General features: G+C 62.9%; 12 protein-coding genes. 9 read left to right on the forward strand and 3 right to left on the reverse strand.

The window, feature by feature from the left end:
* The first annotated feature begins 19 nt into the window (after positions 1–19).
* From CFB82_RS04660 to CFB82_RS04675, 4 genes are all read left to right on the forward strand, one after another.
* On the forward strand, positions 20–826 hold the full coding sequence (locus CFB82_RS04660; RefSeq protein ID WP_089445061.1) for an ABC transporter permease: 807 nt from the start codon (positions 20–22) through the stop codon (positions 824–826).
* A complete protein-coding gene (locus CFB82_RS04665; protein ID WP_089445062.1) occupies positions 816–2,129 on the forward strand; it encodes an ABC transporter ATP-binding protein in 1,314 nt (437 codons plus the stop codon). The genes CFB82_RS04660 and CFB82_RS04665 overlap by 11 nt, the downstream gene beginning before the upstream one ends.
* 77 nt (positions 2,130–2,206) lie before the next feature.
* Complete coding sequence (locus tag CFB82_RS04670) at positions 2,207–3,352, forward strand: DegT/DnrJ/EryC1/StrS family aminotransferase (protein WP_089445063.1); 1,146 nt, start codon at positions 2,207–2,209, stop codon at positions 3,350–3,352.
* Positions 3,282–4,649, forward strand: a complete 1,368-nt coding sequence (locus tag CFB82_RS04675) for a glycosyltransferase (RefSeq protein ID WP_256978734.1) — start codon at positions 3,282–3,284, stop codon at positions 4,647–4,649. The genes CFB82_RS04670 and CFB82_RS04675 overlap by 71 nt, the downstream gene beginning before the upstream one ends.
* 29 nt (positions 4,650–4,678) lie before the next feature.
* Here CFB82_RS04675 and CFB82_RS43885 read toward each other — a convergent pair whose 3' ends face one another.
* Positions 4,679–5,095 (reverse strand): hypothetical protein, encoded by a 417-nt coding sequence (locus CFB82_RS43885; protein ID WP_240159137.1) that lies wholly within the window; start codon positions 5,093–5,095, stop codon positions 4,679–4,681.
* Between CFB82_RS43885 and CFB82_RS04680 the strand changes: the two genes are divergently transcribed.
* The gene (locus CFB82_RS04680; RefSeq protein ID WP_256978735.1) at positions 5,090–6,049 is read left to right on the forward strand and encodes a glycosyltransferase family 4 protein; all 960 of its coding nucleotides are present in this window, start codon (positions 5,090–5,092) and stop codon (positions 6,047–6,049) included. The two genes, CFB82_RS43885 and CFB82_RS04680, sit on opposite strands and share 6 nt — an antisense overlap.
* Positions 6,050–6,104: 55 nt before the next feature.
* Positions 6,105–8,009 carry a glycosyltransferase family 2 protein gene (locus CFB82_RS04685; protein WP_256978737.1) on the forward strand — a complete coding sequence of 635 codons (1,905 nt, stop codon included), beginning with the start codon at positions 6,105–6,107 and terminating at the stop codon, positions 8,007–8,009.
* A gap of 46 nt (positions 8,010–8,055) precedes the next feature.
* Here CFB82_RS04685 and CFB82_RS04690 read toward each other — a convergent pair whose 3' ends face one another.
* Both CFB82_RS04690 and CFB82_RS04695 read right to left on the reverse strand, forming a co-directional pair.
* Positions 8,056–8,724 (reverse strand): NeuD/PglB/VioB family sugar acetyltransferase, encoded by a 669-nt coding sequence (locus CFB82_RS04690; RefSeq protein WP_089445067.1) that lies wholly within the window; start codon positions 8,722–8,724, stop codon positions 8,056–8,058.
* 115 nt (positions 8,725–8,839) lie between these two features.
* Positions 8,840–11,215 (reverse strand): glycosyltransferase, encoded by a 2,376-nt coding sequence (locus tag CFB82_RS04695; protein ID WP_089445068.1) that lies wholly within the window; start codon positions 11,213–11,215, stop codon positions 8,840–8,842.
* A 353-nt stretch (positions 11,216–11,568) separates the two neighbouring features.
* Between CFB82_RS04695 and CFB82_RS04700 the strand changes: the two genes are divergently transcribed.
* Genes CFB82_RS04700 through CFB82_RS04710 form a run of 3 tightly spaced genes read left to right on the forward strand, consistent with a single transcriptional unit; the run spans position 11,569 to position 14,344 of the window.
* The gene (locus tag CFB82_RS04700; protein ID WP_256978739.1) at positions 11,569–12,360 is read left to right on the forward strand and encodes a glycosyltransferase family 2 protein; all 792 of its coding nucleotides are present in this window, start codon (positions 11,569–11,571) and stop codon (positions 12,358–12,360) included.
* The gene (locus tag CFB82_RS04705) at positions 12,357–13,322 is read left to right on the forward strand and encodes a UDP-glucose 4-epimerase family protein (RefSeq protein WP_089445070.1); all 966 of its coding nucleotides are present in this window, start codon (positions 12,357–12,359) and stop codon (positions 13,320–13,322) included. The genes CFB82_RS04700 and CFB82_RS04705 overlap by 4 nt, the downstream gene beginning before the upstream one ends.
* Positions 13,323–13,327: 5 nt before the next feature.
* Positions 13,328–14,344, forward strand: coding sequence for an MraY family glycosyltransferase (locus CFB82_RS04710; RefSeq protein ID WP_089445071.1), 1,017 nt, complete (start codon positions 13,328–13,330; stop codon positions 14,342–14,344).
* The last annotated feature ends 10 nt before the right edge of the window (positions 14,345–14,354 follow it).

The following is a 14,354-nucleotide window of genomic DNA, read 5'->3' on the forward strand; positions in this document are numbered from 1 at the left end:
GGTTTAGCTAGAGATTGTCATGCGGGAAATCATTCAACCATCACTGCCTATCTGGCGGCATCGCCGCCTGATCCTCCAAATGGCGCGCCGCGAAGTGGTCGGCCGATATCGCGGCTCGGTGCTCGGCCTGCTGTGGTCGTTCTTCAACCCGCTGCTGCTGCTGACCGTCTATACGTTCGTGTTCAGCGTGATTTTCAAGGCGCGCTGGAATACCGGATCCGATTCGAAGACGGAATTTGCAGTCGTGCTATTCGTCGGGATGATCATGTTTCAGGTGTTCTCGGAAGCCGTGAACCGTGCGCCATCACTGATCATCAGTAACGCGAACTACGTGAAGAAGGTCGTGTTCCCGCTCGAGGTGCTGCCTGTCGTCGCATTGCTTGTCGCGCTGTTCCATGCCGCGATCAGCTTCTGCGTGCTGGTGCTCGCGATGCTCGTGCTGGGTTTCCAGGTGCATCTCACGATCCTCTATTTCCCGCTGATCGTATTGCCGTTCATCCTGTTCACCCTCGGTGTCTGCTGGTTCCTGGCGTCGCTGGGCGTGTTTATCCAGGACATCGGCCAGTCGATCGGGCTCGTGACGACGGTGCTGATGTTCCTGACGCCGGTGTTTTATCCGGTGAGCTCGTTGCCGGCCAGTTACCAGCGTATCGTCGGAATGAATCCGCTCGCGTTCGTCATCGAGCAAAGCCGCAACGTCGTGATCTTTGGAGGCGTGCCGAGCTGGACCGGTGTGTTGGTGATGGTGATCGTCAGTGTCGGCGTCGCGGTACTGGGCTACCAATGGTTTAATCGCACGCGGAAAGGATTCGCAGATGTCCTCTGATCTTGCAGTCAGCGTGAAGGATCTAAGCAAGGTCTTTCATATTTACGATAACCCGCGCGCACGCCTGATGCAGATGCTGTTCGGCTCCCGCAAGCAGTATTACCGGGAATTCTGGGCGTTGCGCGATGTCTCGTTCGATATCGCGCGCGGTGAGACGGTGGGGATTGTCGGCCACAACGGCTCCGGCAAGTCCACGCTGCTCCAGGTGATCTCGGGGACGCTCGCGCCGAGCGCCGGCAACGTCGAAACGAACGGTAAGGTTGCCGCGCTGCTCGAGCTCGGGTCGGGCTTCAATCCCGAGTTCACCGGTCGCGAAAACGTGATGCTGTACGGCCAGATTCTCGGGATGAGCGAGGAGGAGCTGGAAGAGAAGTATCCGGCCATCGTCGATTTCTCCGAGATCGGCGATTTCGTCAACCAGCCGCTGAAGACGTACTCGTCGGGCATGTACGTGCGCCTCGCATTTTCGGTCGCGATCCACGTCAATCCGGACATCCTGATCGTCGACGAGGCGCTGTCGGTCGGCGACGCGCTGTTCCAGGCGAAGTGCATGGCCGTGATGAAGAAGTTGATGGATCGCGGCACGACGCTGCTGTTCGTCAGCCACGACCCGGGTTCGGTGAAGGCACTGTGCAACCGCGCGATCCTGCTCGATCACGGCAACATGCTTGCCGTCGGATCGACGGACCATGTGATCGAATCGTATTACTCGTCCTATGTCCGCAAGAAGCAGCACGTGATTGCCGACGACGAGGCGCCGTCGACGCAGATCGCCGAGCTCGACGCCGACCTCAACGACGGCGCGGACGAGTTCCAGAAGCAGGCGGCGTTTCAGCGGATCCGCAACGGCCGCGCGAGCTTCGTCAACGTGCAACTGCTGAACGAGCAGGGGCGCGCGACGCGCCAGGTTACCTACGGCGACACCGTGACGCTGAGAATGGTCGTGAGCGTCGAGGAAGACTTGCCGCTGCTGGCATTCGGCTATCACCTGCGCGACAAGAACGGGTTCGATATCGCGTACTCGGACACCGGCCTCGAGCACGCGCATTTGTACGACGTGCATGCGGGCGAAGTCCACGTGGTCGACTGGACGTTCAAGGTATCGCTGCGCGGCGGCGACTACAGCATCAGCGCCGCCACGTCGGTGCCGACCGACCTGAGCATCGGCCAGGTCGACACGTGCGATCATGTGCCGATCGCCGTGCAATTCAACGTCTCGCGCGGCACCTATCTGCCGCTTTATGGCGCCGTACATTTCGACAACAAGGTCCAGACGCGGCTGTTGTCGAAGACGGTAGCCTGACGCAGCGTTGGCCGGCAGCGGATCCGGCGCCGGGGCCGGCGTGCGGATCCGCACGAGGAATCAATCAGGAGTGCCCTATGAGACAAAAGCCGGATGGTTTCGCCAATCCGATCTACGTGACGAAACCGATGTTGCCGCCGCTCGGCGAGTTCACGTCGCAGCTGGAAGACATCTGGGACAGCGCGTGGCTGACGAACGGCGGTGCGAAGCACGCCGCGCTGGAGGCAGCGCTCGCGAAGCGGCTCGGTGCCCGGCACTTCTCGCTGTTCAACAACGGGACGAGCGCACTGCTCGTCGCTTGCCAGGCGCTGCGGCTCGCCGGAGAAGTCATCACGACGCCGTTTACGTTTCCCGCGACGCCGCATGTGCTGCACTGGAACAACGTGACGCCGGTGTTCTGCGACATCGATGAGGAAACGCTGACCATCGACCCGGCGGTGGCCGAAGCGCTGATCACGCCGCGCACGACGGGTGTGCTCGGCGTGCATGTATACGGGATGCCGTGCGACGTGAACGCGTTCGAGCGCATTCGCGAGCAGTACGGCGTCAAGGTGCTCTACGACGGCGCGCACGCGTTCGGCACGGAAATCGACGGCAAGCCGGTCGCCGAGTTCGGCGACGCGACGATGTACAGCTTCCACGCGACGAAGCTGTTCCACTCGGCCGAAGGCGGCGGGCTGGCAATGGCTGACGAGGCGATGAAGCGGCGCGTCGATCTGCTAAAGAATTTCGGCATCTTGAACGAGACCGAAGTCATCATGCCGGGTACCAACGGCAAGATGAACGAAGTACAGGCGGCACTGGGTCTCGTCAATCTCGCCCATTACGATGCCGAGCATGCCGCGCGGCAGCGCGTTGCCCAGGTTTACCTGAGCCGCCTGGACGAGATTCCCGGCATCACGTGCTTCCGGCTGCCTCCGAACATCGGCCATAGCATGCAGTATTTCATCGTGCGCGTGAACCCGCAGGCATGCGGCGTGTCGCGCGATCGGTTGTACGACATGCTGAAGCAGTTCAACGTGTTTTCGCGGCGCTATTTCTACCCGCTTTGCAGTGAGCACAATTGTTATCGCGCGCTACCGAGCGCCGATCCTGGAAGATTGCCGATTGCGACGCGCGTGTCGCGCGAAGTGCTGGCGTTGCCGCTGTACGGTGAACTCGGGGAAGACGGGGCGAATCGCATCGTCGACATCATTCAATACATCTGCAATGGCAAACAGTAATTATTCGACCGGAGATTCGCGGCCGCGTGTCAGCGTTCTCACGACGTCTTACAACTACGGCAGATTCATCGGGGAGACGATCCGGTCGGTGCTGTCCCAGACGTACGCGTCGTGGGAACTGATCATTGTCGACGACTGTTCGACAGACGATTCCTGGGAGGTCATCCAGCAGTTCGATGACCCGCGGATTCGCGCGGTGCGCCAGGAGCGCAACCAGGGCGCGTGCGCGGCGTACAACACGGCGCTGCGCCTCGCGTCCGGAGAATTCATCGCGAGCCTGGATTCCGACGATGTGTTCGCGCCCGAGAAGCTTGCCGCGCAGGTTGCGTTCATGGACGCCCATCCGGATGTCGATATCTGCGGCAGCTTCATGGCTGAGATCGATGCGTCGAGCCAGCCGGTCGACCCCGACAAATGCTTTTATGCGCCGTGGTTCAATCAGGATCTCGACCTGAATGCGCCCGACAGCTGGGTGTGGGAGAACCACCTGTGCCATTCGACCGTGCTGGTCAGGAAGTCCACGCACGACCGGATCGGCTTTTTCCGGGAGGACCTGACCTACTCGCCAGACTGGGATTTCTGGCTTCGTTCGCTCGCCGGCGGCGCCCGGTTTCATGTGATGAAGGACGCGCTCCTCCTCTACCGTGCGCACGGCGGCAACGTGACGCATCGCAATCGCGATGCGCTGATGTGGGAGTATGCGGATATCTCCGGCGGCGTCGTGCACCCGTACCTCGAGCGGATCGAGCGCTTCGACCTGCTCCGCAAGAGCATGGAGTCGTTCGTCGGGCGCTTCTTCGAGATTGACGGCGACTGGCGGCGGTTCCTGGAGCTGATCGAGATGCTGCGCGTGTACGACCGTCACGAGGACACGTTCAGGATTCCGCCGCATCTGTTCTTCAATGGCGAACTGACAGCGTTCGTCACGAGACTCGCGTCCGGGTGGTCGCCGCAGGCTTTTGCCGCCGTTCGCGAGCGCCTGTCGAAGCCGAAGGGTGCGTACGATGGTTCGGCGCCGGCGCCGGCGGCGGACGCGCAGGCGGCCGCAGGCGCCGCGACGTTTCAACTGCTGATTCGAGGCGAGCGCGACCGTGCGCTTGCCGAACTGGATCAGGTGCGTACCGAGCACGAACGTGTCGCCGCGGAACTCGAGCACGCGAAAGCGGAGCTGCGTGCCGCGGCCGACCGGGAAGGGCGGCTCACCGCCAGCCTGGCTGACGCGCAGACGGAACTCGATCGTGTCAGGGGCACCATCTGGGGCAAGGCGGATAATCTGTACCGGCGCCTGAGCCGATAGCCCATGCACCAGCGAATGATTCAAGATATCTAACCATGCCGCGATACCAGCATCTTCTGTACTTTGCACAACGCGTCTACCATCGCCTGCCGTTGAGCCAGGAGGCGAAGTGGCGCGTCCGCAAGGCCATTTCGCCGGTTATCACGTCGTTGCGCCACGGCAAGTCGATTCGTCAGGCGCTGCGGTCTGCCGTCACGCGTGAGGTGTTGCTCGACCACGCGCGTGAGTCGCGCCTGCAACACTTGATGCTCGACCTCGCGCAGCATGGCGTGAGAAATGTCAGCCATGTCATTGCCGTGCCGTTCCTTGGAACGGGGGGCGCGGAGAATGTCGCGCTCAATTTCTCGAAAGCGCTCCGCGAGATCCATCCGGACCGTCAGGTCCTGCTCGTCGTTGCCGATCGCGATCTGGTCGACGAGCGCGTTGCGCGGATCGACGGTGTGCATGTGGTCGTCCTGCGCGATTTCACGCGCGACGATTCGTACGCGCTGAAGCAGGCGCTGCTGTACGACATGCTGCTGGCGATCCGGCCCGCCGTATTCCACAACATCAACAGCGAGGTCGCGTGGAACGCGGTCATCGCGCAAGGGCCGCAGCTCAAGGAAGTCACGCGCCTGTTCGCCAGCATTTTCGCGTTCCAGTTCGCCGAGGACGGAAAGAGCAAGATCGGCTACGCGGCCTATTTCCTGCAACCGGGGCTGCCGGCGCTGACTGCGCTGCTGTCCGACAACCAGCGCTTCGTGACCGATGCACGCGCCGAGTACGGCCTCGGGCAGCAGGGCGACAAGCTGCGCGCCGTGTACAACCCCAGCCGCTTGGCGACCGCCGGGTGGAAGGCCCGGGCGCTCGCGAGCATCGCGAGCCGCGGGCAGGACCTGGCGGGGCAGCGCCCTGCGTTTCTGTGGGCCGGGCGGCTCGACAAGGAGAAGCGCGTCGACCTGTTGCTGGCGCTCGTGCAGGCGTGCCCGCACATCGATTTCTACGTCTACGGCCAGGCTGTCGTCAACGTCAGTGAGCAGCTTCCCGATCTCGCGAACCTGCATCTGATGGGGCCGTTCACGTCCCCGGACGAGTTGGTGCGCGACCGCGCGTACACCGGCTTCATCTTCACATCGAAATGGGAAGGTATGCCGAATATCCTGCTGGAAATCGGCACATTGGGCGTACCGATCATCGCGCCGTCGGTCGGCGGCGTGGGCGAGCTGATATCGGATTCGACCGGATATCTGCTGTCGGAGAAGCCGGATGTCGCCGATTATCGCGCGGCGATGGAATCAGTCATTTCGAATTCGCAGGAAGTCGAAGCGCGCGCACGCGCGCTCGTCGAGCTGATCGACGAGCGGCATACGTGGCAGCGGTTCGTCGAGCATGTCAAGGAGTTGGAAGGTTATGGGATCTGACCGGAAAGAATCGGGCACGGACGACTCGCGTGATTTGTCGTTGCCGCTCGTATCGGTGGTAATCCCCTGTTTCAATCAGGCGCAGTATCTGAATGAGTCGATCTCGTCGGTGCTCGACGCATACCGCGGGCCGTTGGAAATCATCGTCGTCGACGACGGCAGCACGGCATCCCGGACCGATATCCACTTACGTGCGGCGGAAGCGCTGTCGCCCGCAGTACGGGTGATTTCGCAGCAGAACGCGGGGCTTTCGGGCGCGCGCAACACGGGTATTGCCGCTGCGAACGGCGAATTCGTGCAATTGCTGGACGCGGACGACCTCATCGTTCCGCCGAAGCTCGACTTGCAGGTTGCGCATTTCCAGGTGGCGAATGCGCTCGACGTATCGGTGTCCAACTTCCTGTTGTGTGACGATTCCCGCTCGGTCTTTTCGAAGCATGACGAGGCGATCGCACATTCGGCGCTCGTGCTGTCCGATTTTCTGTACAAATGGGAGCGCGGCTTCGCGATTCCGATTCATTGCGCACTGTTCCGCCGCGCCGTGCTGCTGGACACGCCGTTCGATACATCCGCGCGCGCCAAGGAAGACTGGCTGTTCTGGTGCGGCCTGAGTGCGCGCGGCGCACGGATGGCCTATATCAACGCGCACAACGCGATCTACCGGCAGCACGCGCAAAGCATGCGCCGGTCCTATGTGAAGATGGGCAAGAGCTGGCTGCACGCGGCTGCCAAGATCGACGCGATGGTGTCCGCGCGCGAACCGGCGTTTTTCGAGTCTGCGGTCGACTGGTTCGAGAATTTCTATCGGAAGCACCCTGCGTACGCAGAGGAAATCGCGCAGTTGCGCGGCCTCCCGCGTGCAGCCGGATCGGGCGCTGCCGCGTCGCCGGCCGTTCCCGTCGATCTGCACGCGCAGAAGCTCGCGCGCTTGCAGGCGGCCATCGCGAAGATGCCGGTGTCGGCGGCGCCGCTCATCAGCGTCGTGATCCCCGCATACAACCATTTCGACTATATCGATGGTTGCCTGCTGTCCGTTATCGAGCAGCAGGACGTCGCATTCGAGATCATTTGCGTCGACGATTGTTCTCCCGATGCGCGTACGACGGCGCTGTTGCGCGCGTTGCAGGGAACTCACCCGAACGTGCGGATTGTCCTCAACAGCGAGAACAAGGGCATTTCGCGCACGCAGAACGAGGCGGTCGCGCAGGCGGTCGGAGAATACGTTGCCTTCGTCGATTGTGACGATGCATTGGCGCTCGGCGCGCTGTCTCGTGTCGCGCAAGTCGTGACGCAGGGGCAGCCATGCGATTACCTGTTCACGGACCGGTTCGACATCGACGAAAGTGGCAACGAAATCCGGCGGGCCGACTACGGCGGATATCCGGCAATTGCGTTCAGGAACGACGAGGGCATCAAGGACGATCTGCTCGACGGCATGGTCGCGTCGCACCTGAAGGTCATTCGACGCGATGCATATCTGCAGTCAGGTGGTTCGATCGACGCGTATTCCGGCATCCAGGATTGGGAACTGGCGCTGAAGATCGCGGAATTCGGCAGCTTCCACTACCTGCATGAGCCGCTCTATCGGCATCGGATCCATACGCGATCCGTCACGTCGTCGGACAGCGTCGGCCAGTTCAGGAAGACCAATATCGTTCGCCGGCAGTTTGCCGCCAGATGGCTCTGTGGCGGGCGCGATCGAACCGGGCCGGTCGAGCGGTTTTCGAGCGACGCGAGATCGATGCCGTCGATTGCTCAACTGAAGGAAGCGTGGCGGCAGGGGCGACGATGCGAGATGTTCGTCGCGGCGGACGCACCGCCTCCCGTGCTCAATTTCCTGCGGGAATTCAATTCGTACTTCGACCGCATCGTGTGGACGAGTGCCGAAACCTATGCGGGCCTGCTCGGGTACGTGCAGCCAGGTGTGATGGTCGCGCACGGACAGGAGCAGCCTGACTGACCGCGGCGGCGCGCGACGCGCACACCACGGCGTGCGCCTGCGCGGTTCACGCCGGCCGTTTCACCATCGGCGCAGCCGGGTTGCCGACAACGGTCATGCCCGGTGGTACGTCCTTGGTCACGACGGCCCCCATACCGATCACCGCACCCTTGCCGATCGTCAGGGGTTTGTCGGGCGTGCCTTGCTTCAGCACCGCGCCCGTACCGATGTAGGCATCGTCTTCGATCACGATCCGGCCGTTACAGGCGACGCGCGGAGCGAACGTCACAAAATCGCCGACTACGCAGTCGTGAGCGACATAGCTGTAGATGTTGCACTGGAAATGGCGGCCGATCTTGATATCCGATGTGCACATCGAGAAATCGCAGAACACCGCACCCTCGCCAACCTCGACGTTGTCGAGCGACACATGCGAACCGGCAGTCAGTGATCCGAACGCGAGGCCTTCGCTTTCGCAGCGCTGGACCAGCGTGCGGCGGGCCGCGGACGAGCCGAGCGACACGACGACCGCGCGGTCGCGATGCGCCGGCGTGATGAGGGCATCGAAGGAAATGACTTCGACGCCATTTTGGACGGTGCCGATTTCCGACGGCGTGTCGGAGACGAAGACGATTCCGGATGCCGAACCGGTACCGGTCCGGGCTTGATGTTGCCGTGCCAGCGGCAGGATCTCGCGCCCGAACCCGCCGCACCCGTAAATAGCGATTCGCTCCATCATTTACTCCGGTCTGAATGGGGAGCAGTCTAAAGGTAGCGATACACGGCGGGCAACCTCATTATGCGGGTTGCCCGACCGGCTTGCGCGGTATGGCGGCGGCACGGACCGGCGATCACCTTCCTGTAAACGGCCGCATGATCGCCCGCAGCAGCGGACCCAGTACCGGAATCCGGTGAAGGCGCAGATACGCGCGATAGATGATGAATATCCGTGCGCGCTGAAACGCGACCCACTGGTTCGCGTACTGCCGCAGTTCGACGGACTCGTTCCTGAGGAGATCGGATTCGCGCGCATGAACGAGCAGCTTTGCGCGCGCGTCTGCGAGTTCCCGTCTCAATCGACGCAGTTCTTCCTGGTTTTCCGCGGACGAAGCGGCTTGATCGGCGGGCACCTGAGCAGGCGGATGGGATTCTTGATGGGAGGCATTCATACCGAATATCCGCTGAATGTTCGCGACGTACTGTGCGTCGCCGTGCTTGTCGTGAACGTAGTCGGAAGCGCGCTTCGACAGCGCTCCGAGCAGATCGGGTTGTGCGTACAGGCGCTCGATGGCCTCCCGATACGCGTCGACGGCTTCGTCGATGTCGTTGGATGCCTCGATGAGCATGCCGGTTTGACCGTCGAGCACGGCTTCGCCGATGCCGCCGATGTTCGGTGCGATGACCGGGAGTCCCGAGCCCATGGCTTCGAGAATCACGTTCGGCAATCCGTCGAACCACGACGTATAGACGAGCGCGTCGTACTCGTGCAGCGGAAGATCCGCGAACGCCGAGAACGGCCCTTTGTAGTTTGCGCCGGTCAAGTCGATTTCGAAGCCTGGCGTGATGCCGCCATACAGGTCGAGCGTGATGCCGGTGCCGCTCTGCGCGAAGTACTTCGACAGCGCGACGGCCAGTTGCGGCCGCTTCTGGCCGTCCAGCCGCGACGCCCACAGCAGGCGTCGTCGCGGTGTCGCATGAATCGTCGGCTCCTTGACGCCGTGCAGCAGCGCGGGGAGATTGATCCAGCGGGACGCGCCGGCGCCGAAGATGAACTTGTCGTCGACGACGGTCTGTTCGTTGTCGGTGACGATCCGTGTGATGTGCTGGATGTTGTTCGTCAGAAACTCGACCGCGCCGCCCGAAATGATCGAGACGTCGTCTTCATAGACGCGCGTGTCGCAGAAACGATAGTACGTGACATCACGTCCGCTGAATTGCGCGAAATGGCGGCTCAGCATGCGATGTGAAAACACGCACGCACGAATGTGCAGCCGGGCGTCGGGCGCCGCTGCGCGAATCAGGCGTGCGGTGATGCGATCGCGTTGACGATCGTCGAGATCCTTGCCGAGCACCGCGACGTCGATGAAGATCGCAGCGTCTGGCAGCCGCGACAGCCACGCATGCTTGTCCATTGGTTCGCCGGACAGCACGAGGATGCGTTTCGACGCACCGCTTGCCAGCAGGCCGTTCATTACGTCGAGAACGTAGCGCTCCGCGCCGCCGGCGGGCAGGAACGGAATCAGGAACACGTCCGTAATCGGTCCGGCGTCGCGAATGGCTTCGCACATTTCGTAGTAGACCGCGGAGGGCTCGGGCGTCGACCACATCGCGCTCGTCTGGCTGCCGTGCCGCAGCGACAACGTATCGACGGCAGGATCGATCCGGTTGGCGGCTTCGGTCATATCCGACAGCATCCGGCTGCCGAGGAACTTCTGCTTGACGTCGTACCACGGCGGCAGCGTACGTTCGCCGGCGCGATACGCGCGATAATCGTCGGCGAATACGCGCAGGTAGACGTCCGGGGCGAACAGGTTGGTGTCCGGCGTTTCGAGCTCGACGCTCTGGTTGCGCGCGGTTGCCATGATGCTTTGCTGGCGCTGACGATAGTACAGAACCGTATCGGGGATGTAGTGCGCCTTCATCCCGAGCGCAATCGCACACGAATTGAAGTGCCAGTCTTCGAATGCGTGGCCGCGTTGCGTGTCGCAGTGAACGTACTTGAGACGATCGAATGTCGAGCGATGGAAGAACACGCGCGACACGTACGGATGGATGTCCGCAAGCAGGAACGGCATCAGATCCGCTTCGCCGTACTCGGTAATGAAGTACATCGAACCGAATGCGATCAGGTACTGCGGGAACAGCAGGGCATCGTTGCCGTACTGCTTCGCAGCCGCTAGCGCTTCGACGAAGAAATTGAACGACACGAGATCGTCGGCGTCGGCCGTGGCGAAATATTCGCCTCGTGCAATTGCGCAACCGGAGTTTCGGCTCAGGCCCAGCGACCGGTTCGAGACCTCGATCGTCTGGACCCCATCAAAACTGGAGAAATCTGCCGACGCGATGACGGAGCGGGTCGCTTCGTTCGGGTTATCAAGGACGACGACAATTTCCAGGGTGATACCGCGGGCTCTTGCGAAGTCTGCCGCTTCAGTCAGGGACCGCAACGTCCGGTTGATGATGCCGCCCTCATTGTGGGCGTTGAGAATCACCGAAATATCAAACATAGGGTGCAGCTGGCCGGATGCGTATCGAGGTCACGCATTATATACAGAAGCATTTGGCGTTTCGGCGCGCGCACCCGCCCGCGGGGGCGGGGGCAGCGCACGCGAGGGCTGCCCGCTCCGTGCAGATGAGCCCCTGCCTTGTGCCCCTTTTTCCGGTCATGGCGCCTGTGGCGCGCGCCGCCACGTCATAATTGCTACAAATGGCAATCTCGGTTGCGCGGGCTGGCCTGCCTGCGCACACTAGTAACGCGCCTTACGCGCAAAATGTAAACAATAGTCAGCACGTGACTTCTCATCCGCAAGCATCCACTCGCTCACCGCACCCCGTCGACGAAATACTGTCGATTTCCATCGTGACGTACCATCCGGACGAGGCACTCCTCGCTCGTACGTTCTCCAGCCTCCGTGCGGCGTGCGCGCGTCTCCGGGCCGTGCGCGGCGGCGGTGCCATCAGCGTTTGCCTTGTCGACAACGGCGGCTTGCCGGATTTCGCAGCCGATCTTGCCGCATTCGAGCAGGCCGGCATCTCCTGTAGCGTGCTGTCCGGTCACGGCAACGTTGGCTACGGACGCGGGCACAACCTTGCGATCGAAGCGGCACGCAGCCGCTATCACCTGATCCTGAATCCCGATATCGACCTCGAGCCGGATGCGCTCGTGCACGCGCTCGACTTTCTCGACGCGCATCCTGAAGCAGGTTTGCTGTCGCCGCGCATCGGTGACGAATCGGGACGGATCCAGTATCTGTGCCGCCGCTATCCGGCGCTGGTGGATCTTCTGGTCAGGGGATTCCTGCCTGCGGCCTTGCGCCCGCCGTTCGAGCGACGGCTGGCAAGTTACGAGATGCGCGACCGTATCAATGAAACCGACGTCGTGTGGGATCCGCCTATCGTCAGCGGCTGTTTCATGCTGTTCCGCACCGATGTGCTCGCGCGTCTGCAGGGCTTCGATCCACGCTATTTCCTCTACTTCGAGGACTACGACCTCAGCTTGCGGACCGGTGAGTGCGCACGAACGGTCTACCTGCCGCTGGCGCGCGTGATTCATCACGGCGGCGGCGCATCCCGCAAGGGTTCCGCGCACATCCGCATGTTCGCGGCGTCGGCGTTCAAGTTCTATAACCGCTTTGGCTGGAGGCTGTGGTGACTCGCATCGTCGTGACGGGGGCAAACGGCTTCGTCGGCCGTGCGGTCTGCCGGCTGGCGCTCGCGGCAGGACATACGGTCACGGCGCTGGTACGCCGTCCCGGCGGATGCGTCGACGGCGTTCGCGAGTGGGTGCATGACGCGCCGGATTTCGCCGGGCTCGCGCACGCGTGGCCGGATGATCTGGAGGCCGATTGCGTGATCCACCTGGCCGCGCGTGTCCATGTGATGCACGACGAATCGCCAGATCCGGATGCCGCGTTCGAGGCGACCAACGTCGCAGGGACGCTGCGCGTTGCCGAAGCGGCGCATGCGCACGGCGCACGCCGCTTCGTATTTGCCAGCAGCATCAAGGCAATCGCCGAGGGCGATCGCGGCGTGCCGCTCGCGGAGGACATCGTACCCGCACCGCAGGATCCATACGGCCGTTCGAAACTGCATGCGGAGCAGGCACTCGCGCAATTCGGGCGGCAGGCGGGCATCGATGTAGTCACCGTCCGTCCGCCGCTCGTCTACGGCCCCGGCGTGCGGGCCAACTTCCTGCGAATGATGGACGCCGTCGCGCGAGGATTGCCGCTCCCGCTCGGCGCGATCGAGGCACGCCGCAGCCTCGTCTATATCGACAACCTCGCTGACGCGCTGCTGCGGTGCGCAACCGATCCAAGGGCAGCGGGCGAGTGCTTTCATGTCGCCGACGACGACGCGCCGTCGGTGGCCGGGTTGCTGAGGCTGGTCGGCGACGCGCTCGGCAGGCCGGCACGGCTGTTCCCTGTACCGGCCGCGATGCTACGCACGCTCGGCAGGCTGACCGGCCGCAGCGCCGCCGTCGACCGCCTGACGGGCAGCCTGCAGCTCGACACCGGCCGCATGAAGCGCATGCTCGACTGGCGACCACCTTATACGACGAGACAGGGCCTCGAGGCGACCGCCGCGTGGTATCGTTCGCGCGACAAACAGAAATAGACAATATGCATCCCGCGATTACCACGTGGCTCACGGTGGCCGGCGTCGCAATAGCCGCTGCCTTCGCCTCGACCCTTATCCTGCGGACGCTGCTCGCGACGGGGCTGGCCTGGCGCCTCGCGACCGATATTCCGAACGACCGTTCGCTGCATACACTGCCGACGCCGCGTGTGGGCGGCTGGGGCATTGTGCCGGTGTCCGTGATCGCAATGCTGTGGCTCGCGCCGTCGATGTGGCTGGTCGCCGTGGCCGCTGCGGGCCTCGCCGCGCTGTCGCAACTCGACGATCGGCGCGGGCTGCCCGCGCGGGTCCGGTTCGCGGCACACCTTGCCGCGGTCGTCGCGCTGATCGTCGTCTATCCGGCCGCCGCGCCGTGGTGGCTTCTCGTCGGCATCGGTTTCGGAATGGTTTGGCTGACCAATCTGTACAATTTCATGGACGGCGCGGACGGCCTTGCCGGTGGCATGGCGCTATTCGGCTTCGGCGCGTATGCGGCCGCCGCCCTGGCGGGCGCGCAGCCGGAGCCGGATCTCGTGGCGGGCGGCGCGGCGATCGCAGGCGCCGCGTTCGGCTTCCTGCTGCTGAATTTCCATCCAGCGAAGCTGTTTCTCGGCGACGCGGGCTCGATTCCGCTTGGGTTCATGGCGGGCGCGCTCGGTTACTGGGGGTGGCGAGGCGGGGTCTGGCCGATCTGGTTTCCGGCGATGGTGTTCTCGCCCTTTATTGCGGATGCATCTGTAACACTTGCGAGACGTTTGTTACGCGGCGAAAAGTTCTGGCAGGCGCACCGGGAGCATTATTATCAGCGCATGGTTCGCTCCGGCACCGGTCATCGGCGCACTGCCATCTACTGGTACCTCGTGATGCTCGCGGGCATAATTGTAGCCCTGTGGGCGTTGGGCCGTCCCACACTGCAGCAGTGGGGGCTGTTTGTCGCCTGGTATGGCGTTCTTGCGTGCATCGGTTGCGTGATCGACGCGCGCTGGCGCCGTGTCGGCATGGCCACCGAAAACAAATCTTGAGGTCTCCCGC

It is taken from the genome of Burkholderia sp. HI2714, assembly GCF_002223085.1.
Lineage (GTDB): Bacteria > Pseudomonadota > Gammaproteobacteria > Burkholderiales > Burkholderiaceae > Burkholderia > Burkholderia lata_D.

What these genes read in the sequence shown, in the direction of transcription:
- CFB82_RS04660 (WP_089445061.1), top strand. Translation starts at nt 20, where the DNA reads ATGCGGGAAATCATTCAACCATCACTGCCTATCTGGCGGCATCGCCGC.
- CFB82_RS04665 (WP_089445062.1), top strand. Translation starts at nt 816, where the DNA reads ATGTCCTCTGATCTTGCAGTCAGCGTGAAGGATCTAAGCAAGGTCTTT.
- CFB82_RS04670 (WP_089445063.1), top strand. Translation starts at nt 2,207, where the DNA reads ATGAGACAAAAGCCGGATGGTTTCGCCAATCCGATCTACGTGACGAAA.
- CFB82_RS43885 (WP_240159137.1), bottom strand. Translation starts at nt 5,095, where the DNA reads ATGCACACCGTCGATCCGCGCAACGCGCTCGTCGACCAGATCGCGATC.
- CFB82_RS04690 (WP_089445067.1), bottom strand. Translation starts at nt 8,724, where the DNA reads ATGGAGCGAATCGCTATTTACGGGTGCGGCGGGTTCGGGCGCGAGATC.
- CFB82_RS04695 (WP_089445068.1), bottom strand. Translation starts at nt 11,215, where the DNA reads ATGTTTGATATTTCGGTGATTCTCAACGCCCACAATGAGGGCGGCATC.
- CFB82_RS04710 (WP_089445071.1), top strand. Translation starts at nt 13,328, where the DNA reads ATGCATCCCGCGATTACCACGTGGCTCACGGTGGCCGGCGTCGCAATA.